The 24,391-nt window shown below is 61.5% G+C and carries 25 protein-coding genes and 1 pseudogene; 18 read left to right on the top strand and 8 right to left on the bottom strand.

The features are described 5' to 3' along the window. Window positions 1-19: 19 nt before the first annotated feature. Entirely contained in the window at window positions 20-1,282 is a 1,263-nt protein-coding gene (locus B0G77_RS02630) for an IS110 family transposase (protein ID WP_133660721.1), read from the top strand. Window positions 1,283-2,209: 927 nt separating this feature from the next. On the opposite strand, the gene B0G77_RS02620 is transcribed toward B0G77_RS02630, so the two are convergent. The 4 genes from B0G77_RS02620 to B0G77_RS02605 all read right to left on the bottom strand — a co-directional run bounded on the left by B0G77_RS02620 (window position 2,210) and on the right by B0G77_RS02605 (window position 4,460). After that, complete coding sequence (locus tag B0G77_RS02620; protein WP_133664015.1) at window positions 2,210-2,917, bottom strand: RNA polymerase sigma factor; 708 nt, start codon at window positions 2,915-2,917, stop codon at window positions 2,210-2,212. Between the two features lie 20 nt (window positions 2,918-2,937). Continuing rightward, window positions 2,938-3,219, bottom strand: coding sequence for a cupredoxin family copper-binding protein (locus B0G77_RS02615; protein ID WP_243751096.1), 282 nt, complete (start codon window positions 3,217-3,219; stop codon window positions 2,938-2,940). An 88-nt stretch (window positions 3,220-3,307) separates the two neighbouring features. Then, window positions 3,308-3,841 (bottom strand): DUF4142 domain-containing protein, encoded by a 534-nt coding sequence (locus B0G77_RS02610; protein WP_133660719.1) that lies wholly within the window; start codon window positions 3,839-3,841, stop codon window positions 3,308-3,310. Between the two features lie 472 nt (window positions 3,842-4,313). Beyond that, a complete protein-coding gene (locus B0G77_RS02605; RefSeq protein ID WP_243750906.1) occupies window positions 4,314-4,460 on the bottom strand; it encodes a hypothetical protein in 147 nt (48 codons plus the stop codon). Window positions 4,461-4,994: 534 nt separating this feature from the next. On the opposite strand from B0G77_RS02605, the gene B0G77_RS02600 reads away from it, so the two are divergent. The 13 genes and pseudogenes from B0G77_RS02600 to B0G77_RS02540 form a co-directional block, all read left to right on the top strand. Next, complete coding sequence (locus B0G77_RS02600) at window positions 4,995-5,171, top strand: Flp family type IVb pilin (protein WP_133660718.1); 177 nt, start codon at window positions 4,995-4,997, stop codon at window positions 5,169-5,171. Between the two features lie 93 nt (window positions 5,172-5,264). Further along, a complete protein-coding gene (locus B0G77_RS02595) occupies window positions 5,265-5,756 on the top strand; it encodes a prepilin peptidase (RefSeq protein ID WP_133660717.1) in 492 nt (163 codons plus the stop codon). Window positions 5,757-5,770: 14 nt separating this feature from the next. Further along, window positions 5,771-6,805: a Flp pilus assembly protein CpaB gene (gene cpaB / locus B0G77_RS02590; RefSeq protein ID WP_133660716.1), complete on the top strand. Its 1,035-nt coding sequence runs from the start codon at window positions 5,771-5,773 to the stop codon at window positions 6,803-6,805. A 180-nt stretch (window positions 6,806-6,985) separates the two neighbouring features. Next, window positions 6,986-8,290, top strand: a complete 1,305-nt coding sequence (locus B0G77_RS02585; RefSeq protein WP_133664014.1) for a type II and III secretion system protein family protein — start codon at window positions 6,986-6,988, stop codon at window positions 8,288-8,290. Between the two features lie 15 nt (window positions 8,291-8,305). Further along, a complete protein-coding gene (locus tag B0G77_RS02580; RefSeq protein WP_166656108.1) occupies window positions 8,306-8,677 on the top strand; it encodes a CpaD family pilus assembly lipoprotein in 372 nt (123 codons plus the stop codon). Window positions 8,678-8,692: 15 nt separating this feature from the next. Then, complete coding sequence (locus B0G77_RS02575) at window positions 8,693-9,913, top strand: AAA family ATPase (protein WP_243750905.1); 1,221 nt, start codon at window positions 8,693-8,695, stop codon at window positions 9,911-9,913. Between the two features lie 77 nt (window positions 9,914-9,990). Then, entirely contained in the window at window positions 9,991-11,322 is a 1,332-nt protein-coding gene (locus tag B0G77_RS02570) for a CpaF family protein (protein WP_243751095.1), read from the top strand. Then, window positions 11,319-12,305, top strand: coding sequence for a type II secretion system F family protein (locus B0G77_RS02565; protein ID WP_133660714.1), 987 nt, complete (start codon window positions 11,319-11,321; stop codon window positions 12,303-12,305). Before B0G77_RS02570 ends, B0G77_RS02565 begins: the two co-directional genes overlap by 4 nt. Then, window positions 12,302-13,249, top strand: a complete 948-nt coding sequence (locus B0G77_RS02560; RefSeq protein ID WP_133660713.1) for a type II secretion system F family protein — start codon at window positions 12,302-12,304, stop codon at window positions 13,247-13,249. The genes B0G77_RS02565 and B0G77_RS02560 overlap by 4 nt, the downstream gene beginning before the upstream one ends. Next, window positions 13,246-14,112: a tetratricopeptide repeat protein gene (locus B0G77_RS02555; RefSeq protein ID WP_133660712.1), complete on the top strand. Its 867-nt coding sequence runs from the start codon at window positions 13,246-13,248 to the stop codon at window positions 14,110-14,112. The genes B0G77_RS02560 and B0G77_RS02555 overlap by 4 nt, the downstream gene beginning before the upstream one ends. Beyond that, complete coding sequence (locus tag B0G77_RS02550) at window positions 14,109-14,534, top strand: TadE/TadG family type IV pilus assembly protein (protein WP_133660711.1); 426 nt, start codon at window positions 14,109-14,111, stop codon at window positions 14,532-14,534. The genes B0G77_RS02555 and B0G77_RS02550 overlap by 4 nt, the downstream gene beginning before the upstream one ends. 34 nt (window positions 14,535-14,568) lie before the next feature. Beyond that, a complete protein-coding gene (locus B0G77_RS02545) occupies window positions 14,569-15,591 on the top strand; it encodes a TadG family pilus assembly protein (RefSeq protein ID WP_133664011.1) in 1,023 nt (340 codons plus the stop codon). Between the two features lie 40 nt (window positions 15,592-15,631). Continuing rightward, a pseudogene (locus B0G77_RS02540) lies at window positions 15,632-15,777 on the top strand (IS3 family transposase); the annotation flags it as partial. 41 nt (window positions 15,778-15,818) lie between these two features. Here the strand turns inward: B0G77_RS02540 and B0G77_RS02535 are convergent. The 3 genes from B0G77_RS02535 to lpxA all read right to left on the bottom strand — a co-directional run bounded on the left by B0G77_RS02535 (window position 15,819) and on the right by lpxA (window position 18,135). Next, a complete protein-coding gene (locus tag B0G77_RS02535) occupies window positions 15,819-16,301 on the bottom strand; it encodes a hypothetical protein (protein ID WP_133660710.1) in 483 nt (160 codons plus the stop codon). Window positions 16,302-16,364: 63 nt separating this feature from the next. Continuing rightward, window positions 16,365-17,192 (bottom strand): class I SAM-dependent methyltransferase, encoded by an 828-nt coding sequence (locus tag B0G77_RS02530; RefSeq protein WP_133660709.1) that lies wholly within the window; start codon window positions 17,190-17,192, stop codon window positions 16,365-16,367. Window positions 17,193-17,346: 154 nt separating this feature from the next. Continuing rightward, window positions 17,347-18,135, bottom strand: a complete 789-nt coding sequence (gene lpxA / locus B0G77_RS02525) for an acyl-ACP--UDP-N-acetylglucosamine O-acyltransferase (protein ID WP_133660708.1) — start codon at window positions 18,133-18,135, stop codon at window positions 17,347-17,349. 603 nt (window positions 18,136-18,738) lie between these two features. On the opposite strand from lpxA, the gene B0G77_RS02520 reads away from it, so the two are divergent. After that, complete coding sequence (locus B0G77_RS02520; RefSeq protein ID WP_133660707.1) at window positions 18,739-19,458, top strand: GntR family transcriptional regulator; 720 nt, start codon at window positions 18,739-18,741, stop codon at window positions 19,456-19,458. Window positions 19,459-19,604: 146 nt separating this feature from the next. Here B0G77_RS02520 and B0G77_RS02515 read toward each other — a convergent pair whose 3' ends face one another. Then, window positions 19,605-19,994: a hypothetical protein gene (locus tag B0G77_RS02515; RefSeq protein WP_133660706.1), complete on the bottom strand. Its 390-nt coding sequence runs from the start codon at window positions 19,992-19,994 to the stop codon at window positions 19,605-19,607. A gap of 290 nt (window positions 19,995-20,284) precedes the next feature. On the opposite strand from B0G77_RS02515, the gene B0G77_RS02510 reads away from it, so the two are divergent. The 3 genes from B0G77_RS02510 (at window position 20,285) to frc (ending at window position 24,357) form a co-directional block, all read left to right on the top strand. Beyond that, window positions 20,285-21,004 (top strand): GntR family transcriptional regulator, encoded by a 720-nt coding sequence (locus B0G77_RS02510; protein ID WP_133660705.1) that lies wholly within the window; start codon window positions 20,285-20,287, stop codon window positions 21,002-21,004. 326 nt (window positions 21,005-21,330) lie between these two features. Then, the gene (oxc, locus tag B0G77_RS02505) at window positions 21,331-23,070 is read left to right on the top strand and encodes an oxalyl-CoA decarboxylase (protein WP_133660704.1); all 1,740 of its coding nucleotides are present in this window, start codon (window positions 21,331-21,333) and stop codon (window positions 23,068-23,070) included. A gap of 36 nt (window positions 23,071-23,106) precedes the next feature. After that, complete coding sequence (gene frc, locus B0G77_RS02500) at window positions 23,107-24,357, top strand: formyl-CoA transferase (protein ID WP_133660703.1); 1,251 nt, start codon at window positions 23,107-23,109, stop codon at window positions 24,355-24,357. The last annotated feature ends 34 nt before the right edge of the window (window positions 24,358-24,391 follow it).

The following is a 24,391-nucleotide window of genomic DNA, read 5'->3' as shown; positions in this document are numbered from 1 at the left end:
ATCACTTGCGGAGGTTCACATGGCACCGCTATCGAACCAGCAATTCAAGGCTTTCGTCGGCCTCGACTGGGCCGATACCAAACATGACATCTGCCTGCAGCAGGCTGGCGGCGACAGGCGCGAGTTCGACTGCATCCCTCACCAGGTGACACGCATCGATGAATGGGCAAAGGCGTTACATCAGCGCTTTGGTGGTCCGATCGCGGTCGCGCTCGAGCTGGCCACAGGGCCGATCGTCTCTGTGTTGCAGAAACATGCGTTCGTCACTCTATTCCCGATCAACCCTGCAATGCTCGCGAAGTACCGTGAGGCATTCAAGCCGAGCCGGGCCAAGGACGATCCCACCGATGCCGAACTGGCACTCGACCTGCTGCTGCGCCATCCTGAGCGCTTCAGCCCGCTCAGGCCGCAGAGCGCCGGCATGCGCTCCTTGCTGAGCCTGATCGAACAGCGTCGTGAACTGGTCGGCGACAAGACCCGGTTCACCAACCGGCTAACCAACGCACTCAAGCAGTATTATCCTCAAACCCTGGAATGGTTCGACGACATCGACACGGTACTGTTCTGTGATTTCCTGACCCGCTGGCCTACTCTGCCGGCAGCCAGGCGCGCGAACAGAAAGACCCTTGAAACGTTCTTCCATGCGCACAATTGTCGCCGGGCCCAACTGATTGAGGGACGTCTGGAGTCAATCCGCTGCGCTGCATCGCTCACTGATGATCCCGGTATCGTTGCACCTCACCGGTTGCTCGCGCTGATGCTGGTGACGCAACTGCGCACAGCGCTCGCTGCGATTGACGTGTTCGACAGGGAAATCGCGGCAGTCGCACGGGCGCTGCCCGACTTCGACCTGTTTGACAGCTTGCCCGGCGCAGGTCCGCATCTGACACCGCGCCTGCTGGCTGCGTTTGGCGAGCAACGTGAGCGCTTCAAGGGCGCGGATGAACTGCAGAAGTACTCCGGCATCGCGCCGGTCACCGAGCGCAGCGGCAAGAAGTGCTGGGTGCACTGGCGCTGGCAATGCCCGACCTTCCTGCGCCAGACCTTCGTCGAATGGGCGGGCCAGACCATCAACAAATCGTTCTGGGCGGGCGCCTACTACCGGCAACAGCGGGCGAAGGGCAGCTCGTATCAGGCCGCCGTGCGGGCATTGGCGTTCAAGTGGATACGGATCCTCTACCGCTGCTGGCAGACCGGAACGCGGTACGACGAGAGCATCTACCTCAACGCCCTGAGGAAGCGCGGTTCGCCACTCCTCAGGAACCTCGGGCTTCCAGGGTAACCCGTTCCAATCGGCGCGGTTACGCAGTTGGATTCCTGGTCTGTGGCTTTCCTCCGTTTGACGCTCGCGAGTTGTCCACCGCTGGCCGGCGGGTCTCCTGTTATGACCATGACGCTGGCCAGCGGTGGGCAACTCGCCAGGCGGGGCGCATGGGCGCCTGCCCGATCCTTACGAACCGGAGTCTTGGAAACCAACTCTTCCCACTGAAAAACCTTGACTGACGACCTCAGGGCATGATACGGCCCCTCGACTTTCTCGGTAGCAGACGTTCGCGAATTGCGCGCGACAACCCAGAGGCGACGGTCGAGGAGCCTGGCAACGACAGCGCCACAGATCGAAATCCCGGACTTGGGTTGGGGCCGATCGGAGTCTCAAACGTGGCCACTTGCACGGCGGTGGCTATTTGCCCGCACCGGCCTCTCTGACGCAACTTAATACGAGGGTGTTGCCCAGCCCTGCTTCAGGGCTGAGCGCGGCGGTGTGGAATTCGGTGTCGCTGCATAGCCATTCGACAAGGAAGTCCTTCCGGCAGCCCATAGTCCGGTCCCCGGTGAGCTTCCTGGTCAGGATGTACCGACAGGTCGTCCGACCGTCGCACTGATGCGCGAGGTCATGGGTCGCGTCGGATGTACCGACAGGTCGTCCGACCGTCGCACTGATGCGCGAGGTCATGGGTCGCGTTGCCGCGCGGCGCTCCGCAGTTCTGATCATATGTACCCGATACGATCTTGATTGCCCGGGCTTGTGCGATCGAGCACGCCGCTAGAGTGATGATGCCCAGTATCAGCCAGACACAGCGGATGTCTCCGGTGAATATGGTCGAATTGACGCGCCGGCACGCAAGCGCTTTGTTCACTGCGTCTCCTTCCGATCGGCGCAGCAAAGTGCGGCCAGATCGCTACCAGAAACGAACTGCAGCCGGTTAGGCTAATGCCTGCCGCCTTGCTCAGGCTCGTTGGATAACCGTGACAATACCCTGGCGACCACCTGGTCGCATTGTGTGCCACCGAACTCGAACAGATCGCGTTCGGCGAGATCGACCTCCAGAGCCAATGATTCACGCAAGAGGCTCTTGGCGCGGAAATGCCGGCTGCGCACCGTGGCCTCGGGGATGTCGAGACATTGTGCGGTTTCTTCAATGCTCATTTCCTCGACCGAACGCAAAACAAAGACGACGCGGAAGGCTTCCGGCAGTTCGTCCAGCTTGCGCTCGAGCAGTGCACGTATTTCAGCACGTCCTACCGCTTTGTCTGGAGAGTCGGAATCGTGTGCGGTCATTGCGTCAATATCGACATGAGCGTTCGAGTCCACCATTGGAATCACGTTCTGACGCCGGACCGCCCGGCGCAGGCGGCCAAAGCATTCATTGAGCACCAGCCTGGATAACCATGTGAAGAGCGCGGAGTCGCCGCGGAACTGCCCGATCGATCTGTAGGCCGACAGATACGCTTCCTGCAGGGCGTCCTCCGCCTCAGCGTCGTTGTGCAGCGTGGCGCGCGCCAAACGATACAGACGCCGATTGTGCCGACGCATCAGCAGTTCGAACGCGGATCGATCTCCCGCCACAATGCGATGGGCGATCGACAGATCGTCGTCCGCGGCAGGTGCCGAATGTATTGCAGCTCTGTCCGTCATAGAACCTTCGTCAGGCCGCCTCACCGGACGGTCAGCGTGCCATGCATCGTCGGGTGGAATTCGCACCGGTACGGGTAGCTCCCCGGCCGGCCCGCGACGTAGCTCCAGGAGGCGTTCGGCGCAATACTGTGCGAATCGAACGCCTTCGAGGTCGCGCTCGCCGTGTGGGGAAACAGGTCCTTGTTGACCCACACCACGCGATCGCCATGCTGCACCGTCAGCGCCGGCGGATCGAAACGCATCTGCTCGATCACGACAAGGTACGTTCCGGCCGCCGCATCGGAACTGCCGGCCAACGCCACGCCAAGGCATGCAACGCGAGCACCGGCAAGCACAAATCCGCCCTTGCGTACCTTGCCACGGCGCTTTGCGGCAACGCGGATCCGGCGATCACCCACCGCTCTTGTCCAGTTCTGCCTGCAGATGCCTGGCATGCTCGAGGTGTGCCACAAAGGCCGGCCGCACCTTGACGAGGAGCGCCTTCAGCTCTGCGTTTTGGGCACTCGGGATCAAGGTCTTGTCGAGCGCATCCAGAACGGTCTCGTGATAGGTCACCTCATGGTCAATATACGTCTGATCAAAACGTTTGCCCTCGAGCTTCTTCAGGTTGGCGAGGTTCGTATCGCCGCCTTGCTTGAGGCTTTGGCTCGTCGGGTTGTCCTCCGGCGTCACGCCCAGCTTGTGCACGAGGTCGACGGCCGCCTTGTTGACGCCACTGTGGTCGGTGATCATTCGCTGCGCAAACGCTTTGACGTCCTTCGATCGGGTCGTCGATTCCGCGAGCTTGCCCGCGTCGATATCGACTTGATTGGCGGTCACCACGATGGCCGCGATCTGGGGATCAGTGGGACCGGCGCTCTGCGCCAAGGCAGTGAAGCTGGTGAGAGCCAGTGCCCCAAAAAAGCCAACATTGATCAACTTCATGAATCGTCTCCCGGGCGATGGTCGCGCGTCTGGCCGGCCCACGTGGGCCAGGTCCGATTCGACCTTGGATATGGACTTAGATGTCGCGTGGGAGAGCCCTGTTCCCAACCATGAAGCAAACCGCTGCAGGGCGCGACGAATTGCCGATTGGTCCGTGCAGTCGCCTCGACGTCCGCCACCGACCCGGGTAGCTGCCGTCGTTTTCGTTGACTAACGCCTTCCTCGGCCCACGTCCGCGAATGTCCGGTGTTGGCCGGTCACTGCCTCATGCGATTCACATACTCGGCGTGATCCTCGGATGCTCCGCGGACGGCAGCACGCGACCCGGAACGGCCAGTCACGTTTGCCGGAAGCGGACCCTCATGAAGGTGGTAACGTGCGCTCCTGGTGACCGGAGCTTAGATGCAATTGGTCGGGTACTCAGGAGATGCCCGCCTCTCGTTACGATTGAGCACACAGCTGGCTTCGCGCGTTACTCCGAACGGGATGTCGCCCGGGCAATGGCACGCCGCACCGCGGGCCTCGTGGCTAGTTCATCCAGCGTGATGAAGAATTCGAAGCCCTTGTCGCTCTCACGTGTCACCAGAAATCCAAGCTTGCGATGGAAAGCGATAGACAAACGATTGGTCCTATAGACATGGCTTCTAAGCTACGCGGATCGTCGAAGTTACTCGACCTTGGCGTCCCTCCAGCATCGTCCGGCAGGATTCGTTAGCTAGTCACCGCCCCCGGAGGTCGTACAACGACCCGCATTTCCATTGCTGAGGTAATCAGATTCGGCCACTGGCGCGATACCGCTATGCGGTTAAGCCCCAAAGCCGATGCGGCACACCCATACCACCGACGCGCTTGCCCATGGGGCAGAACTGACGTCCGCGCGTAACGACCTCCGTCACCCCCGATCGCGACATCCTAGGCTTACCCGCAGCTTAAGGCCCAATTCCATTACGGAATGCATACAGAAGAATTGCGCTGCTTTTTGGCTTCACATCGCTGCTTCGACTAGCCTTCGCGGGTGATCCAATGTGCAATAGCAGGTCTTGGACACTAAAGATCCCCTCGAATCCTGCCGATAACACATTCGGATAGACCCAATCCGGATCTTCCGTTGTCTCGTTTCCGTAACTGAACGGCCTCTAAACAGGAGCTACTTATGCTGCAATTCATCAAGTCCCTGTCGCGTGATGAACGCGGCGTCAGCGCACTCGAGTACGCGGTGCTAGCAGGGATCATCGTCGTTGCGGTCGTGGGCGTGGGCACAGTATTCAGCCCGAACCTCCAGGCCATCTTTACCAATCTGACCACCAAGGTAACGAACGCAGCAGGCTAAACCCATCGCGATCGACATGGCGGGAATATTTCTTATCGAATACTCCCGCCGCGTCCATCGCGCAAATGCATAGCTGAACCCAGGCAAACCAACATGCTGTACTCGGTGAAGCTGGCGACCTGCCTTGTGTTGGCTTCACTGGCGGTCTCCGATCTGCTCTCCCGGCGCCTGCCCACCCGCTCGGTGCTCATCGTCGCCGGTCTCTATTGCGTCGCAGCAGCGCTCGTTCGAATTGGCGCTGCCGCATTTCTCAGCCACGTCGGCGTGGCGGCGACAGCACTCGCCGTATACGCGTTGCTATTCCGATTCGGATGGATCGCAGGCGGCGACGTGAAGCTCGCCGCAGCGGTTTTTCTTTGGGCGGGTCCGTCGCTCGCGGCGCCCGTCTTCGTCATCGTGTCTGTTTGCGGCCTGATCTTGGGCCTTGGGGTCATCGCGGCGGACCCGCTGTACCGCCGCGTCGGAGCGTTGCGCTGGCTGTCATGTCTGTCGTGTGCGCGCGGTGTGCCTTATGGCATCGCGCTCGCGTTGGGCGGGGGCGCGGCAGTATGGGCGCCGCTCGCGCATAGCGCGCCTATCGTCTAGGACAGTTCACCGCCATGCCCAGAATCCTCAAATTCGCCGGCCTCATCGTCGTCGCCATCATTGGCGCACTCGTGCTCCGCACGCTCTACATCGCGGCGTCGCATCCGGGTGCGGCGAGTTCGCACGGGATGGATCGCATTCGGGCCGCTGCCGCGGATCTGCCCGACGGTCTGCTGCTGCGCGATAGCGACCTCGTCTGGAAAAGCGTGCCGCACGGACAAGCTCCGGCGGGCGCGCTCATCGAAGGGCAGGTGGGAAGCGGCGACGCGGACAGCGACCTCAAAGGCGACCTGCTGCGCCACGCGGTAAAAGCCGGCGCGCCGCTCGGTCCCGCCGATGTGATCTCACCTAACGCGCCGGGCTTTCTCGCCGCCGCACTCAAACCCGACATGCGCGCGATCTCGGTTGCGATCGACGATGTAACAGGCAATGCGGGGCTGATTCAGCCCGGAGACTATGTCGACGTGCTGCTCACGCAGACCCTCGGCGACTCGGCGAAGGACACGGCCGAGGCCGGTCGAACGGTCGAAGCGGAGACCGTGGTCAATCGAGTGCGCGTGCTCGCGGTTGGCTCCGCATTTCAGCGCCCCAAGGACAACGCCGCGCAAGCAGATACGCGTGCGCGCACCGTCACGTTCGAGGTGACGCCGCGAAATGCCCAGGTGATCGCGGTGGCGACCCATCTCGGCACGCTGTCGCTCGCGTTGCGCAGCTTCGCGACGAAGGACCGCCACGAGCCGCCAGCCGACACCACGGCGCCGCAAACGCCGCCTGTATGGGGGGGCGATGTGTCGCGCGCATTACATGCGGCGGAAATGAACACGAAACGCGGCGCAACGGTGCGTTCAGCCGCGCCTGCGGTGATCGTCTATCGAGGCTCGAAGTCGAGCGAGGCATCCGGCGCAGGGTCAGTCGGCGGCGCAACGGGTGTGCCGGGACTGCCGCCGCTGCCGCCCGGCCAACAGCCGCTGCAATCGTCAGCAGCGCCACCCGCGCGGCCGCTCGAAGCCGCACAAACCGGGATCAGCGGGCAGCCGCTCGCACAGTAGCGGAGGCGGCCGCCACGGTCGCGCGGTATGCGTACCAACGCGGCTCGCCTGCACCACCAGGTGAGCACGTTTCACACAGGAAAGGCTATGTTGCACGTTGTTCTCTCAGTCCATCGCTCGCGGCGTCGGTTCGCATCGACGGTCGTCGCGTGTGCTGCAATCCTGTGCGGCTTCGCAAGCATGAACCGCTCGTACGCGGCGGACTCCGGAGGAACGCTTGTAGTGCCCGCGGGGAAGGGCGAGATGGTGAAGCTGCCGGCGCCGGCCGTCGCCGTATTCGTTGCGGACCCGGAAGTCGCCGACGTGCACGTGCCGACGCCCGAAACGGTATTTGTGCTCGGCAAGAAAGCGGGCACGACGACGCTCTTTGCACTCGGCCCAAACAACCGGACGGTCCTTCGCAAAACCATCGAAGTCAGCGTCGATATGCAGGCGGTGCAACGCATGCTCGACGCACGCTTCCCGCAATTGCGCCTGACCCTCACGAGTGCACCCGGCTCGCTGATGATTGCCGGCCGCGTGCCGAGCGCGGCGGATGCCGATGCGGTCGTAGAGTCGCTGAAACCTTCACTGCGCGACAAGGAAACGCTTGTCAACCGGCTCACATTGGATCATCCGATTCAGGTCAATCTGCGCGTGCGGATTACCGAAGTCGATCGAAACATCACGCAGGAACTCGGCATCAACTGGAGTTCGCTCGGCTCGGTCGGCAACTTTGTCGGCGGGATTTTCAATGGGCGCCAGCTGTTCGATACGACGGGTCGCTTCCTCTTGTCGTCGAGCGGCGCGTTTTCGACGGTGGCCGGTTTTCATACGGGGAACGTCAGCGTCGAGGCGGTGCTCGATGCGCTCGATCAAGAGGGGCTCATTACGATGCTGGCCGAGCCGAATCTCACCGCGATGTCCGGTCAGACCGCCAGCTTTCTCGCGGGCGGCGAATTCCCGGTCCCGGTCGCGCAGGACACAACGGGCGCGATCACGATCGCCTTCAAGCCGTTCGGCGTGTCGCTCGACTTCACCCCCACCGTACTGGCCGACAATCGGATCAGCCTCAAGGTGCGTCCAGAGGTCAGCGAGATCGATCCGACCAACTCGATCACGCTGTCCACGATCAAGATTCCGGCGCTTACCGTGCGCCGTGTGGACACCACCGTCGAGTTGTCGAGCGGGCAAAGCTTCGCGATCGGCGGTCTGCTCCAAAGCAACACGAGCGACATACTCGCGGAGTTTCCCGGGCTCGGCCGCGTGCCGATACTCGGCAAACTGTTCTCGTCAAAAAAATACCTGAACAACAAGTCCGAAGTCGTCGTCATCGTCACGCCTTATATCGTGCAACCCTCCAGTCCCGGACAACTGCGGCAGCCGCTCGACAGCGTGACGCATGCAGCCGGCGATGTCGAATACGTGCTGCAGCGTTCGCTCGGAATCGATCCGCTGTCCGGCGACGCCCCGCGCCTCGTCGGCGGGGCGGGCTTTGTTTACTGAACCGGGAGCCATGCCATGCTTGCACGCCTTTCCTCCGTTGCGCTGCTCGCTGCGATAGCGGGCTGCATGTCGACGCCTCCGCCGCTCGGCATGCCTGATCCATCGGTTATCGGGTTCGACGGCACGCACGCCGTGCCGCCCGACTGCGCGACACTCCTGCGGCCATCGCACTTGGTCGATGCGGGATTCGGACGTCCCGGGGTCGCGTTCGGCTGTGCTACGTACGCCAACCTCGCGGTCATGCTTGCGCGCCCTGCCGACCTTATTGAGCCGATTCCTTATACGGGCGCGGACGCAGCGCTCGGCGCAAGCGCGGTGCGCCGTTACGAAGAAGGGCGCACGACGCCGCTCAATTCGACTTCGACCACCACCAACGTGGTTCATTGATCGCGGAGCATGCCAGTGAGCGCCATCGAATCACTCCTTCGATTCACGAGCAGCAGCGCAATCAACGCCGAGGATCTACTTGCGGTCGTGTCCGACCGCGACAGCGAAACCACGGTGAAGAACCTGATTGTCGATCAGTCGATCGCGAGCGCATGCGTGCAGAGGGGAACGATCGACGACGCGATCCAGCTGCTGAAAACCCTCGATCGTTCGCCCAGGCAACTGATCGTCGATGTGTCGGGGTCTGCGATGCCGATCAGCGATCTCGCGCGCCTTTCCGACGTCTGCGACCCGTCGGTCGCCGTGGTCGTAGTGGGAGAGCGCAATGACGTGGACCTTTATCGCAGCCTGCTCGGCGCCGGGGTCCAGGACTATCTTTTCAAGCCGCTCTCGGTCGGCCTTCTGCAGCGCGCGCTGACGGCACGCGATCCGGCCGCCACCCTGCGCACCGGCAACGCCGTCTGTTTTGCCGGTGCCCGCGGGGGTGTCGGCACCACCACCATCGCGGTGTCGCTGGCGCGCTTTCTGGCCGACGTCACCCATCGACGCATCGCGTATGTCGACCTGAATTTTCACGGCGGGGCAGTCAACTCGATGCTGCGGCTGACCACCAACAACGGGTTGACCGAACTGCTGCAAAACCCGCAGCGCATCGATACGCCGCTGATCAACCGGATGCTCGTCCCGAAGAGCAATCACCTTCTCGTACTATCGTCCGAGCTGCAATACGGCAACGATTTCGTGTGTCGTCCGGGTGCGATTTCCGAGCTCATCAATGCGCTGAAACGGCATTTCCACTACGTGATGCTCGACCTGTCCGGCGTCGCCGGAAGTATCGCCGAAGAGGCATTCGACGCATCTGCATTCGTCTATATCACGTCGGACCGATCCGTCCACGCCGCCCGCGAAACCGCGCGCTTGCTCCGTTTCACCGAAGACCGCGACAGCGACCCGACGATCACGCTACTGCTGAACAATCAGCACGAACCCGTTGCGGGCCGGGTCGACGCCGCCGATTTCCAGCGCGCGCTCGGCCGTGCGTCGATGGTCGAACTGCCCTACGAACCCAAAACGCTTGCGGCTGCCGAGAATCTTGGCGAACCGATCGCGGCCGGCAAGCCGACGCCGTTCACATCGGCGGTGGTCGAGCTGGCAAATATGTTGACCGGCCGCACCGAGGCCGCACCGCCGAAGCCGTGGTATGCGCGTCTTGCTGGCAACAGGGGCCGGAGATGACGTTCGGAAAAAGGACGAACACCGCAGTCATGCCGCCTGTTGCCGATAGCGACATGGCCGCTAAAGCGGACGCGAAAATGAACGCGGACGCGCCGCAGCCCGGTGCGACGCCGCTGCGCGCGGCCGTTCCGATCGACAAGCACGAAGCGCTCATCCGCTCGGACAACTTCAAGAAGATCCGCACCGTCGTCTTCGCTTCGATGAACATGTCGGCCGCGTTGATGATGTCACGCGATCAGGTGCGCGCGGGCATCGAACAGATCGCGACCGAGGTGGTCGCGCGCGAGCGGCTCAATGTGACGATGGCCGAGCAGACGCTGATCGTCAACGAAATACTGAATGACATGTTCGGCGTCGGCCCGATCGAGCCGCTGCTCGCCGACGAATCGGTGACCGACATCCTCGTCAACGGGCCGGACCAGGTCTACGCGGAGCGGCACGGCCGGCTGGAATTGACGCCACTCAAGTTCCGCGACAACGCGCATGTGATCAACGTCGCGCAGCGCATCGCCGCGGCAATTGGGCGCCGCGTCGACGAAAGCAGCCCGATGGTCGACGCGCGCCTCGCCGACGGCAGCCGGGTCAATGTCGTGCTGCCGCCGATCGCGATTCGCGGCGCGTCGATCTCGATCCGCAAATTTGCAAAGCGCAATATCACGCTCGCGCGGATGGCGCAGCAGGGCAATATGTCGCCCGCGATGACGCGCATGCTGAAGATCGCCGGCGCGTGCCGGCTCAACGTCGTGATCTCCGGCGGCACCGGTTCCGGCAAGACGACGCTGCTCAACGCGCTGTCGCATCATATCGACGAGCATGAACGAATCGTCACCATCGAAGACGCAGCCGAGCTCCAATTGCAGCAACCGCATGTCGTGAGCCTCGAGACGCGTCCGGAAAATGCCGAGGGACTGGGCGCCGTTTCACAGCGCGACCTGGTGCGCAATGCGCTACGGATGCGTCCCGACCGCATCATCCTCGGCGAAACACGCGGGGCGGAGGCATTCGACGTGCTGCAGGCGATGAACACCGGGCACGACGGCTCGATGACGACGATCCACGCGAACACGCCGCGCGATGCGATCACCCGTCTCGAGAGCATGGTGATGATGGCGAACGGCAATCTGCCGCTGCTGTCGATCCGCCGTCAGATCGCGAGCGCGGTGCACCTGATCCTGCAGATCGAACGGATGCGTGATGGCATGCGCCGTATAACGCGCATCACCGAGGTCGCAGGGATGGAAGGCGACGTCGTCATTACTCAAGACCTCTTTGCGTTCCGCTTCGACACGACGGCGTACCAGGACGAAGTGCGCGGCGTGTTCGAGTCGTCGTCGCTGCGCCCAGTATTCTCGGCGCGGGCCGCCTACTACGGGCTCGAAGAGCAACTGCTCGAGGCGATGCGGCCATGACGCCCGCCGACGTCGTCGCCGCCGGCGCGTTCTTCGCGATCCTGATTGCGGGGTTGATGGTGTCGTCGCTGCGTGACATGGCGCGGCGCCGGCCAGCGTCCCGCATCCGCAGCCGGATCGATGAACTGGGCACCGTTGTGGCTCTCCAGCGCAAAGCCGGCCCTCGACTGCCGGAGCAGGAGCTCTTTAGCCTGCAGCGCCACCCCGGGCGCGGCGGCGCGGTGTTCTCGTGGTGGCTAAAGCGTGTGGAACGCGTGCACGTGGTCAGTGGCGCGGGCGGTTTGCGGCTGATTGCGGCGATCGCGATCGCCATTCTCATCGCCGCGCTCGTGGGCGTAAAGCTGGCCTCACCTCCCGACTGGGTGGGTCCCCTGATTGTCATCGGCCTGCCGCTCTTTGCCGTGCGCGCAACCTATCGTTTCCTGATCGAGCGGTTTCGCACCCGCTTCCTGACCCTCTTTCCGGACACGCTGGATCTGATCATTCGCGCGGTGCGGGCCGGCATCCCGGTCGTGCAGGCCATCAGCACCGCGGGCCGCGAGGCGGACGAGCCGGTGCGCTCCACGTTTCGCACGATGGGCGATGCGCTACGCCTCGGCGCGGATCTGACCGAAGTGCTGGATCAAGCTGTAAAGCGGCTGCAGATCGCCGACTTTTCGTTCTTCTCCGTCTGTCTGCTGCTTCAGCGCGAGACGGGCGGCAATCTCGCCGAGACGCTGGAGAACCTCGCGTCGATCATTCGCAGCCGGCGCGACATCCGCTTGAAGACTAAGGCGCTGACCGCCGAAGGCCGGCTTGCGACCAACATCATTTCGGCCGTGCCGTTCGCCATCACGGGCATGTTGTATATCGTCAACCGGTCCTACATCGAGTTGCTGTTCACTACGCGCGCCGGGCACAAGATCGTGACGCTCGCCGCGGTGCTGCTGACAATCGGGCTGTGGATGGTGCGGAAGATGTCGCAACTGGATACCTCGCGATGAACATCCTCGATGCCGGTACGGCCACCAATCTCGCGTTGCTGATCGTCCTGATCAGTGCCGTCGCATTGATTCTGCTGCGCACGGGCAGTACGCGCCATCGGATTGCGCAACGCGTGCGGCAAGTCGCCGCGCACCGGGCTGCGGACTCGGCCGCAGACGAGCGAACGCTCGCGAACATGCGGCAGCGGCTGACGCGGCGAGTAGCACTGATCGGCGAACAGGTGCCGTTCCTGAACGCGTTTCAGCGCGAGAAGCTCGCCGAGCAGCTCGCTAGTGCGGGCTTTCGCGACCGGCGCACGGTGGCGGGAATGGTGGGCCTGAAAATCATCGTGGGCTCGCTGCTCGCGCTCGTCGCGATCGTGCTGGGTGCGCATGTGCCTCGCTTCGGCGAACACTTCGCGTTTCGGGTGCTGATGATGGCCGCCGCTTTCATCGTCGGCATGATCGCGCCGGAGTACGCGCTCGGATTGTTGATCAGCCGCAGGCAGAAAGCCATCTCGTCGTGCCTGCCGGACGCGCTCGACCTGCTCGTGATCTGCACCAATGCCGGCAATAGCCTCGTCGTCGCGATCAAGCGCGTCGCGCACGAACTGACGCCGATCTGCCCGCCGCTTGCGGACGAGTTTTCAGTGACGGCCGACGAGTTGCAAATGGGTACCGACAGCGCCACCGCGCTGCGCAACATGGCAGCCCGCATCGGTCTGTCGTCGGTGCGCGGACTGGTGACGACGCTGATTCAATCGCAGCAATACGGCACGCCGATCACCCAGTCGCTGCGCATGCTGTCTCGCGCCGAACGCGCCGCTCAAATATTCGCGCTCGAAGAAAAGGCCGCGAAGCTCGCCCCGAAGATGACCTTGCCCATGATGCTGTTCGTGTTGCCGACGGTGGGTCTGATCGCGACCGGCCCTGCCGTCATTCAACTCCTTGCGGTGTTCAAATGAAAAACGTGATCTCGTCTTGCCGCTCGCTCGCTGTGACATCGGCTGTCACAGCCTTCGTTCTCGCAGGATGTGCAGGCGAAGGCAGCGTCCATACACGGCCTGTGTCGACGCAGGGCAACGTCGGCCCCACAAGCGATCTGCACATTGCCGACAGCGCGCTGTCGTCGGGCAATACCGAGCTCGCGTTGACCTTGTATGACAAAGCCTTGCAGGCCGACCCGAACTCGATCGAAGCGCAGCTGGGCTTGGCCGACACGATGTACCAGGCCGGCGACCTCGAACGCGCGCGCGTGCTCTATGCGCGTACGGCGGGCGCAGCACCGTCGAATCCAAGGCCGAAGCTCGGTCTCGCCCGGGTCGCACTGCGGCAGCGTCGACTTGACGATGCGGCAGCGCTTTACCGTTCGCTCGCGGTCCTGCTTCCAGACAATCCAGTCACGGCCGAGGGTCTTGGTACGGTGCTCGATCTGCAAGGCCGCCACGATGAAGCGCAAGCGGTGTATCGCACCGCGTTGCGCCTGCATCCCGAGGCGCAGGGCCTGACGACGGACCTCGGCCTGTCGCTGATTCTCGCCAACAAGCCACGGGAAGCCGCGAACGTATTACTCGAGATCGCGGGACTCGCAAACGCACCGCCGCAAGCGCGCCAGAACCTCGCGCTCGCGTATGCGCTGCTCGGCAACACGAACGCGGCCAAGCAGATTTTGCAGGCCGAACTGCCCCCGGGATCGGTCGAAGATAACCTGCGCTTTTACGAGACCCTTCGCACAAGACTCGGCACCCCGACCGGAGCGCTAGCCGCCACTCGTCTGGGCGCGCTGCCCACAGACAAGATGCTGCGTGACGCGGAGACGGCGAAATGAAAGCGCTTGGCCCTCCATCGCTCCGTGATGAACGAGGTGTCGCCGCGCTCGAGTTCGCGCTCATGCTTCCTTTCCTATTGATGGTGCTATTCGGCATCATCGATGTGAGCATGATCCTGACCGACAAGGCCGTGATCACGAATGCGAGCCGTGAGGCGGCGCGCGCGGGAGTCGTGCTACGGGTCACGCCGTTGACTAGCACACAGATCCAGAATGTCGCACTGAACTACACGCAAAACAACCTGGTGACAGGCGGGACGGCGACGTCCGCGACCGCTGTCGCATCGGGTACTCCGGTATCGGGCTCGCCTTTGACGGTAACGGTCACGTACACATATAAAGGGTTCGTGCTCGGTTCGATATTCAGCGCAATCACGGGCCCGGTTACGATCAGCGCGGTCACCAAGATGAACTATGAGTGACAAGATCATGCCCGCGCGAACCTCCCGCACGCACATGCAACGTCGCGCATCGCCGTCGCGACGGCAGCAAGGATCGGTTGTCCTGTTCTTCGTAGCGTTCCTGGTCCCCTTGTTGATGTTCGGCGCGTTTGCGATCAACCTGGCGCGCGTCAGCGTGGTGCGCAACGAGTTGCAGAACGCCGCAGACGCTGCAGCGCTTGCCGGCGCCTCGCAGTTCGTCACCAATGGCGCCGGCACGCCCGACTGGGCCGGGGCAGCGTCCGCAACGACCGCCGCGATTGCGCTCAATTCATCCAACAACGTACAGTTGTCGAGCGGAACCGTGACAACGGGCTACTGGAATCTGGCAGGCTCGCCGTCGACCCTGCAGGCAACGACGATTACACCCGGCACAGACGACGCTCCCGCGGTGCAAGTCAAAGTGAGCCGCAGCGCAAACCAGAACGGCGGATTGGTCAGCCTGGCCTTCGGCGCGCTGCTGGGACTGCCCAGCGTGGCCGGAACTGCCACGGCGGTCGCGGTCGCCGCCCCGCCGGGCACCGTCGCCGGCGGACTCTTTCCGGTCGCACTGGGTCAGTGCCTGTATGACACATATTGGGATTCGAGCACTAGTCAGCCGAAAATCGATCCTTCGACCGGGGCGGCATACCAATTTCAGATCGGCAGTGACTACAAATACGGCGGTACCTGCGACGCGGGTCAATGGACCTCGTTTACCAGCGTCGCGAACGATGTCCCCACGATCCGCGGACTGATCGCAAACGGCAATCCTACGTCGCTCAGCATTGGTGACAACATCTACATTCAACCGGGCGCAAAGGCCACACTCTACAGCTCCGTTCCGACCCACACAGTCATCTACGTTCCCATTGTGAGCAACATCGTCACCAAGAGCTTTGAGCCTATTGTTGCGTTTGCGGCGTTTTACGTCGACAGTTCCGTCGGCGGCCGCGACAAGTACATCCAGGGCCATTTTCTGACCGGCTATGACATACCGCAGTCTTCAGGCATAGGTCCGAACTACGGCGGGTATGTGCCGCCTCGCTTGGCTTATTGACGCAAGTCAAACGGTGTTGCGACGACCGGTCGAATACGACCAACACGTCTCCATCCACTACAGCGAGCGCTTGGCCGAAGCCGGCATCGAGCCTTCGGTGGGCAGCAAGGGCGACCGTTACGACAACACCCTGGCCGAGACAATCAATGCCTTTACAAAGCTGAACTGATTCGCCACCGCGCGCCCTGAAAGGCCCGCGAATCGCTGCGTTCGTCCGGAAGCGGCGGTCACGTTGCACCGGCATACCCGCCGCGGCGTGGCTTAAGTGAGAGGAGCGGCTTTTCGACAAGGTGCCAGGATAGGGCGGAGAGTAAGAGCGTCGGCACGACCGACAGACCAAAATTTAAGAATGGCTGGCCATGAGTATGAGAGTAAAAGGACACGGTCTGCTGGATCGGAAAACCATATATGTAAACTCCGTACGAAAAGTCGCCGAACCGTCCCGCCAAGCTTAATAGCGCGGGCTGGGCAAGCGAAAACGATAAGATCGCGTAAGGCAATGCGATGTAGAGCCCTATTTCGGATTGCCGGCTGCCTTCGGGTATGAGCGGAAGTAAAAACAACACGAGCAGAGCGATTTGAGCGTTGAAGACTGTGTGTGGCGCTGCGATTCGCCACGCGGCACCGAGCAGAAAGTAGGGCGCCACGTTCAGAGCATCCGTGATGGCCAGACCATGGACACCCAGATTCGGCTTGACGAAGTAATCCACGTACAAGCTGAGGGCGCATAGCCCGAGACTACCAAAAATAATGCACGTTTTTTCGCCTCTTCCCTAGACAGCGCTGGCCTGAATAAGACGCAGCCCCCATCCCGTCTTTAACGTGCCGTCTTCGCGTTGCATAGGCGCAAACGCTGACAATAGTTCGCTCTTGAAGTGCGCGCGCGCTGTTTCGGACATCCTGTCGGTATCGTAAGTGTCCAGCATGTCCAACCATAACTGCGCCGGCGTAGGCGTCCAGTCAATTTCGATGTCTTCAAACACGACATTAGCGAAACCATGCTTGAGTAGTTCATTCCATTCGGCTTCGCTGCGTGCGCGCGCATCACCGAGTGGCAAGTGTGCCAGGTTCGTCTTCGCAATCGGTCGGAATATGTCTAAAAAGACTTCACCGACTTTGCCGGTCAGAAAGGCCCGCCCGACGACAGCGGAAAAACTGCCGCCTTTACGCAATACCCTGCGAACTTCACGGATTACTTCCTCGATGTCGTCCATTAACATCAGAGCCATGTGCGACAGCACGTAGTCCACCGAACCGGTATCGAGGGACAGCTTTTGTGCGCGCTCATTTATCAACCGTACATCCTGCGGCAATACTGCCCGGGCCGCACTCAACTCGCCATCGCTAATATCGATGCCGATCAACTTCGTGCCTGCGTGCCCTCTGTCGTTCAGAATTTGCAGCAGCGGCCCATCACCGCATGCCAGATCGAGCACAGTGCGCGCCATCTCATCATTCGGCACCCGTTCCGCCAGCGCATGATAGGAGGATGGGTATTTTGCCTGCGTAGATCGCGCAGGATGATTGCCATAGGCCCTGCGCGTTGCTCTCGCCCGACGCTGGTGAAAATCTTTCAGATAGATTTCTGCTTGGGATGCCATTCTTGCGTTACCCGATTATTCAATTCTTGGTTATACGCTTGGACATTGGATTGTCCTATTCGACGGGAATTGTCAACGAACTAGACCACGATGTCGAATGTCTTTTCCTGGCCCGCGTGCCGCCCGATGCGAACAGCGTAAGGCGGCCCGTTCCTTACCGAATTAAGCCGCGAGTCGAGCGACCAAGAAATTCGTAAAAAGGCTTAACCTCTGCGTGAGCCGTTGCAATCTCCGCGATCTCAGGCTTCACTTCGTCAAGAGTCTTTCCGCTTCGGTAAAGCAGCTTGTAAGCATTTCGAATTGCTTGTATTGCTTCCTTGCTGAAACCTCGGCGTTGTAGCCCCGTGGTGTTCACCCCGATCGGTGAAGCGTGATTGCCTTGCGCAATGACAAACGGCGGCACATCTTGCGCGACGCCAGAACAACCTCCCACCATAACGTGCGCCCCAATGACGCAGAATTGATGAACCGCGCACATACCGCCGATGATCACGTGATCGTCCACGATGACGTGACCGCCTAGCGTTGCATTGTTTGCCAGAATGCAATGGTCGCTAATCGTGCAATCGTGGGCAACGTGAGCGTTGACCATCAGAAGGTTGTCGTTCCCAACCTTGGTGATACCGCCGCCTTGGACCGTGCCCCGATGGATCGTGACACTCTCCCGGATTCTGTTGCGATCGCCTACTTCTATAAGAGTCGGCTCCCCGGCGTACTTCAGGTCTTGGTTGTCTTCTCCGATCGTGGCGAATGGATAGACTATGTTGTCTCGGCCAATGCGGGTGTGCCCGCTTACCACGACGTGAGACTTGAGTATGGTGCCCTCGCCAATTTCGACGTCACCGCCAATGCAGCAATAGGGACCAATGCGGACGCGAGCGCCGATGCGAGCGCCCTCTTCAATAACTGCGGTCGGATGGATGACAGCCGTTTTATCGATCACAAATATAGCCTCTCGGGAATGCCAGCGTTGGACTTGTAGTTCAAATCGAATGCTATAGCAGCAAGCTGCAATTCGCTCCGGGCCGATTATATGAGTCTTCGTTCTCGCCCGCCGCCGACCTTTCAACTAGCTATCGCCACCTGAAATCAAGAGCGATCGTCGACGATCGTGGCGCATGCCTCGACCGTCCGAAATTGGCCGGTTCTTGCCTGTCGTTGACCAACGACATGGAGTCACACGCGCCGTCTGACAGCGAATCCATCTGCGACAACCAGGACATGCGGACTTCGCTCACGTGCGTCCGTTTCTTTCATTTAACGAGGCAGAGCCAGCGGGAAATTTCACTTTCTGTGGTACGCGCTGATCGGCCGGAGCCACTCTTCCCGAAAAAACGTCTTGAATTCAAGGGCGGACTTTTCAGGAATGGTGGCATCTGACGCAACGCTCAACCATGGCGCACCCGAGGCTCATCGAGGTCGACGGCTTCGCGAGGTATGGCCGCATTGATATACTAAATACACAACATGAGCCCGGTTCGCCGGGCGCGAGTGCGCAGGCAATCCGGCAGTGCCAACACGACGTCGGTATAGATAAGGACGGTGCATGTCGTCAGAACTTCAAGCGGGGATCGCGGCTTCGCCGTTGGCCTTGTCACTCCAACCGATCAACGCCGGAGCGAGCCTGCGCGACCGCGCTTACGCGATGCTGCGCCAGGCCATCGCCGATGCGGACATCTATCAGACGCGTGAAGAGATTCGCCTCGACGACCGTGCGCTGAGCGAGTCGCTCGGTGTGAGCCGCACGCCGGTTCGAGAGGCGATGACGCTGCTGGAACAGGAAGGCTTTCTGCGCACCGTGCCGCGTCGCGGCATCTACATCGTGCGCAAGAGCAAGCGCGAAATCGTCGAGATGGTCCAGATGTGGGCCGCGCTCGAAAGCATGGCCGCACGCCTTGCCACCCAGAACGCAACGGACGGGGAAATCGCGCGCTTGCGGCACATGTTCGACGATTTTCGCGAAGCCACGCCCGCTGAGCACATCGCCGAGTATTCGAATGCCAACATTGCATTCCACCAGGCGATTGTCGAGTTGTCGAAATCGCAGATCATTCTCGATACGATCAAGAACATCTTCATCCACGTAAGGGCAATCCGGCGTCTGACGATTTCGCAGAGCGATCGCGCGTCGCGGTCGATCGTCGACCATCTGCGTATTCTCGAAGCGCTCGAAAAACGCGATACCGAGCTTGCCGAGCGGCTGGTACGCGAGCACTCGTTGAATCTCGCCGAATTCATCGACGCGAATTGCGACTTTCTGGACTGACCGACGCCCGCTCGTGATGAAGGTCTGCGCCGGTCGTCAACTTGGGCGCCGCGTGCGGACCCACCCGGCAGCGTGTATGCCGCTGCCGGATGTCAGCCGGATCCTTCCTCCACGACAATCCGCAAGTACCACCCGCATCGCTCAGCTCATGCGCCCGCGAGTGCTGGCAGACCAGGCTCGTCGGTCGGATACGAGGTGCGTGCGAATTTTCGGTAGACGCGCGGCGTAGCGGGCGCTTCGGCGGCTGCGCCGGGGCGCGTCGGCAGCACGTCGGGGATATGCGCAGTCTTTATCGCCAGGATCGCTTCGCTCAGGAACCCGGCGCTATAGGCGTTGAGCAGATGCGGCTGATGCGATTCGATGTACGCGCTGATCCGCGCCTTCTCGCCTTCGATCGACGCGAGGGTGTTCAACGTTTGAGCGTCCCAGCGAAACCGTAAACCCAGTTCAGCGAATGCGGTGTTGTAGGCGCAGATCTGCGCATCGATCGCGCGTTCGTAAGCCGCAAGTTGTCCATCGATGTGTGCGTTGTCCATGTCCTTCTCCGTTGCGATGACCGTATGGGCAGAGTAGGCCGGCTAAACGATAGATGATAGTTAAAGATTATTTCAAAAATCATAAACATTAACTTATGAACGGGGTCGCGATCTCCAGCAACGCTGCTAGGAAGCACAACAGATTTGTAGATCGGTTGATATGTGATATACAACATAATCAATATCCAAAAGGTGCTGAGGTGCAGCCATCCACCCGCCGCGATGTATCGAATGCGGCGGAATGAGACGGTCTGCCGTCCGACGATGACAAGTGGGGAGACGATGTGATCATGCCAACTGACGCACAAGCGAATACCCGTCCGGAGCCGCTCACCCTGGCGCTGGCGCCGATCAATGCTTCGATATCATTGCGCGACCAGGCTTACGCAAAGTTAAAGCAGGCCATCGCCGAAACGGACATCTACCGTTCGCGCGAGGAAGTGCGTCTCGACGAAAAGGAACTCACCGAGGCGCTCGGCGTGAGCCGCACGCCAGTGCGCGAAGCGATGACGCTGCTCGAGCAGGAGGGCTTTCTGCGGACTGTCCCGCGGCGTGGCGTGTACATCCTGCGCAAGACGAAGAAAGAGATCGTCGAGATGATCTACATGTGGGCGGCGCTCGAAAGCGTCGCTGCGCGTCTTGCGACGCTCCGTGCATCGAGTGAGGACATTGCAGCGTTGCGATGCATGTTCGACGACTTCGGCGAGGCGGCGCCGAACGAACACATCGAAGAATACTCGGACGCCAACATCGCGTTCCATCAGGCACTCGTCGAGCTGTCGGGCTCGCAGATCATCCTGGATACGATCAAGAACATCTTCATGCATGTGCGCGCGATCCGCCGGATGACGATTGCGCAAAGCGATCGTGCCTCGCGCTCGATCGTCGACCACATGCGCATTATCGAAGCACTCGAGCGGCGCGACACCGAACTGGTCGAAACACTCGTACGCCAGCATTCGGTCGAACTCGCGCTGTACGTCGAAGCCCACTGCGACTTCCTCGACTGACGCCAGAGCGGCACTCCAGCGTCCGGTCGGGCAGATGTCCGGCTTTCTATTCGCGTCACACGGATGCGAGGCGAACCACTGCCCGGATCTCTGCGCTGGACGTGCCCGGCGAGGCGTCACGCGCCACAAGTCCCAGGACTTTCCCTCATTCAGGATTGTTGCGTCGCACAGCGCAAACAGGGATCCGCGGCTGAAATCCGGCGTGTCGTGGGCGTGCCGCAGTGCAGCATCGCACCGCTTCCTGAAAAATGCACTTGAACTAATATTGTGTGTGGAATATTGTATATCACGAGAAACGCACAACGCCCCGAAGAGGAGGAGATGTCATGGCAGATGTAATTGAGACGATGCCGCAAGCCACCGCCGCACAGGACACGCCGGAAACGACTGACGGGTTTCATCTCGTCATCGATGCCCTGAAGCTGAACGACATCAATACGATTTTTGGACTGGTGGGCATCCCGATTACCGATCTTGCCCGGCTCGCGCAGGCCGAGGGCATGCGCTTCATCGGTTTCAGGCACGAACAGCATGCGGGCAACGCAGCCGCGATCGCCGGCTATATGACGAAGAAGCCAGGCATCTGCCTGACGGTCTCGGCACCGGGCTTCCTCAACGGCCTGACGGCGCTGGCCAACGCCACGACCAACTGTTTCCCGATGATCCTGATCAGCGGATCGAGCGAACGTGAGATCGTCGATTTGCAGCAGGGCGACTACGAGGAAATGGATCAGCTGAACGCGGCGAAGCCTTACGCGAAAGCGGCTTACCGTGTGCTGCACGCGGAAGACATCGGCATCGGCGTGGCGCGCGCGATCCGTGCGGCCGTGTCCGGCCGTCCCGGCGGCGTCTATCTGGACCTCCCCGCGAAACTGCTGGCTCAGACGATGGACGCGGCGAAAGGGCAGAACTCGCTGGTGCGTGTCGTCGACGCAGCGCCGCGCCAGATTCCGGCACCGGATTCGGTCAAGCGTGCGCTCGACCTCCTGAAAGGTGCAAAGCGTCCGCTGATCCTGCTCGGCAAGGGCGCGGCCTACGCTCAGGCCGATGCGGAAATCTGCGCGTTCGTCGAAAAGACCGGCATCCCCTATCTGCCGATGTCGATGGCCAAGGGCTTGTTGCCGGATACCCACGCGCAATCGGCTTCGGCGGCGCGCTCATTCGTGCTGGCGGAGGCCGATGTCGTGGTGCTGATCGGCGCCCGGCTCAACTGGCTGCTCTCGCATGGCAAGGGCAAGACCTGGGGCGCGCCGAAGCAGTTCGTCCAGATCGACATCGCGCCCACCGAAATCGACAGCAATGTCGCGATCGCGGCGCCGGTCATCGGTGATATCGGTTCCTGCGTGTCCGCGCTGGTAGCGGGCATCGATTCGAGCTTTGGCAAGCCGTCGGCCGAATGGACCGGCGCAATCGCGGAGCGCAAGGACAAGAACCTCGCGAAGATGGCGGCGACGCTCGACAAGAACCCGTCGCCGATGAATTTCCACAGCGCACTGCGCGCGATCCGCGACGTCCTGAAAACGCGGCCGGACATCAACGTGGTCAACGAAGGCGCCAACACGCTGGATTACGCCCGCAGCATCATCGACATGTACGAACCGCGCAAGCGTTTCGATTCCGGCACGTGGGGAATCATGGGCATCGGGATGGGCTTCGCGATTGGCGCGGCGGTCACGAGCGGCAAGCAGGTGGTGGCGATCGAAGGCGATAGCGCGTTCGGTTTCAGCGGCATGGAACTGGAGACGATCTGCCGCTACGACCTGCCGGTGTGCACGATCGTGTTCAACAACAACGGCGTCTATCGCGGTACCGATGTGAACCCGACCGGCGGCAAGGACGTTGCGCCGACCGTGTTCGTCAAGGGTGCGCGCTACGACAGGATGATCGAGGCTTTCGGCGGCATCGGCCATCACGCCACGACGCCGGAAGAGTTGACGAAGGCCCTGCTCGAAGCGATCGCCTCAGGCAAGCCGACCCTCATCAATGTCGTCATCGACGAAGCAGCCGGCACCGAGAGCGGCCGCCTGACGAATCTGAACCCGCAAAGCGCGGCCATGAAGAAATAGGTCCAGCCAAACTCCAGCCAACCCAGGAGATATCAAGTGAGCAAACCCCTCGATGGCATCAAGATTATCGACTTCACCCACGTGCAGGCCGGTCCTGCCTGTACCCAGATGCTGGCCTGGTTCGGCGCGGACGTGATCAAGGTCGAGCGTCCCGGCGCGGGCGACGTGACGCGCAGCCAGTTGCGCGACATTCCGGGCGTCGACGCGCTCTACTTCACGATGCTCAACAGCAACAAGCGTTCGTTGACGCTCGACACCAAGAAGCCGGAAGGCAAGGAAGTGCTCGAAAAGCTGATCAGGGAATCGGATGTGCTGGTCGAGAACTTCGGCCCGGGTGCACTCGACCGGATGGGCTTTTCGTGGGAGCGTCTGAAAGAACTGAATCCGAAGATGATCGTCGCGTCGGTAAAGGGCTTCAGTGACGGCCACCACTATGACGATCTGAAGGTCTACGAGAACGTTGCGCAATGCGCGGGCGGCGCGGCATCGACCACCGGCTTCTGGGACGGCCCGCCGACCGTCAGCGCCGCCGCCCTCGGCGACAGCAACACGGGCATGCATCTGGCCATCGGCATTCTGACGGCGCTGATCGGCCGGGACAAAACCGGCAAAGGCCAGAAGGTCGCCGTGTCGATGCAGGACAGCGTGCTGAATCTCTGCCGCGTCAAGCTGCGCGACCAGCAGCGTCTGGACCGGGTCGGCTACCTCGAGGAATATCCGCAGTATCCGCATGGCACGTTCAGCGACGTGGTGCCGCGCGGCGGCAACGCCGGCGGTGGCGGCCAGCCGGGCTGGGTGCTCAAGTGCAAGGGATGGGAAACGGATCCGAACGCGTATATCTACTTCACCGTGCAGGGTCACGCGTGGGAGCCGATCTGCCGTGCGCTCGGCAAGCCCGAATGGATCGACGACCCCGCCTACAAGACGGCGGAGGCGCGCCAGCCGCACATCTTCGAGATCTTCGAGACGATCGAGGCGTGGCTCGCCGACAAGACCAAGTTCGAAGCCGTGGATATCCTGCGCAAGTTCGATATCCCGTGCTCGCCGGTTCTGTCGATGAAGGAACTCGCGAACGATCCGTCGCTGCGCGCGAGCGGCACGATCGCCGAAGTACCGCACAAGGAACGCGGGGCCTATCTGACGGTGGGGAGCCCGATCAAGTTCTCGGATCTGAAGCCTGAAATTACCGCGTCGCCCTTGCTCGGCGAACACACGGAGGAAGTGCTGGCGAGTCTCGGCTACACCAGGGATCAGATCCTGAACATGCGCGAATCGAAAGTGGTCTGACGGCGCAAGCTGGTAGCAACGTCTAATCTGCCCG

Origin of the sequence: Paraburkholderia sp. BL10I2N1 (assembly GCF_004361815.1) — a bacterium.
Classification (GTDB): Bacteria; Pseudomonadota; Gammaproteobacteria; order Burkholderiales; family Burkholderiaceae; genus Paraburkholderia.
This window is presented reverse-complemented; position numbering and strand designations above follow the sequence as displayed.

Coding starts and splice junctions, on each gene's coding strand:
- B0G77_RS02565 (WP_133660714.1), top strand. CDS start 11,319: ATGACGCCCGCCGACGTCGTCGCCGCCGGCGCGTTCTTCGCGATCCTG.
- B0G77_RS02620 (WP_133664015.1), bottom strand. CDS start 2,917: ATGACGGACAGAGCTGCAATACATTCGGCACCTGCCGCGGACGACGAT.
- B0G77_RS02530 (WP_133660709.1), bottom strand. CDS start 17,192: ATGGCATCCCAAGCAGAAATCTATCTGAAAGATTTTCACCAGCGTCGG.
- B0G77_RS02580 (WP_166656108.1), top strand. CDS start 8,306: ATGCTTGCACGCCTTTCCTCCGTTGCGCTGCTCGCTGCGATAGCGGGC.
- B0G77_RS02510 (WP_133660705.1), top strand. CDS start 20,285: ATGCCAACTGACGCACAAGCGAATACCCGTCCGGAGCCGCTCACCCTG.
- B0G77_RS02520 (WP_133660707.1), top strand. CDS start 18,739: ATGTCGTCAGAACTTCAAGCGGGGATCGCGGCTTCGCCGTTGGCCTTG.
- B0G77_RS02570 (WP_243751095.1), top strand. CDS start 9,991: ATGAACGCGGACGCGCCGCAGCCCGGTGCGACGCCGCTGCGCGCGGCC.
- B0G77_RS02550 (WP_133660711.1), top strand. CDS start 14,109: ATGAAAGCGCTTGGCCCTCCATCGCTCCGTGATGAACGAGGTGTCGCC.
- B0G77_RS02515 (WP_133660706.1), bottom strand. CDS start 19,994: ATGGACAACGCACACATCGATGGACAACTTGCGGCTTACGAACGCGCG.
- B0G77_RS02555 (WP_133660712.1), top strand. CDS start 13,246: ATGAAAAACGTGATCTCGTCTTGCCGCTCGCTCGCTGTGACATCGGCT.
- B0G77_RS02630 (WP_133660721.1), top strand. CDS start 20: ATGGCACCGCTATCGAACCAGCAATTCAAGGCTTTCGTCGGCCTCGAC.
- B0G77_RS02595 (WP_133660717.1), top strand. CDS start 5,265: ATGCTGTACTCGGTGAAGCTGGCGACCTGCCTTGTGTTGGCTTCACTG.
- B0G77_RS02545 (WP_133664011.1), top strand. CDS start 14,569: ATGCAACGTCGCGCATCGCCGTCGCGACGGCAGCAAGGATCGGTTGTC.
- B0G77_RS02585 (WP_133664014.1), top strand. CDS start 6,986: ATGAACCGCTCGTACGCGGCGGACTCCGGAGGAACGCTTGTAGTGCCC.
- B0G77_RS02610 (WP_133660719.1), bottom strand. CDS start 3,841: ATGAAGTTGATCAATGTTGGCTTTTTTGGGGCACTGGCTCTCACCAGC.
- cpaB (WP_133660716.1), top strand. CDS start 5,771: ATGCCCAGAATCCTCAAATTCGCCGGCCTCATCGTCGTCGCCATCATT.
- B0G77_RS02560 (WP_133660713.1), top strand. CDS start 12,302: ATGAACATCCTCGATGCCGGTACGGCCACCAATCTCGCGTTGCTGATC.
- B0G77_RS02600 (WP_133660718.1), top strand. CDS start 4,995: ATGCTGCAATTCATCAAGTCCCTGTCGCGTGATGAACGCGGCGTCAGC.
- oxc (WP_133660704.1), top strand. CDS start 21,331: ATGGCAGATGTAATTGAGACGATGCCGCAAGCCACCGCCGCACAGGAC.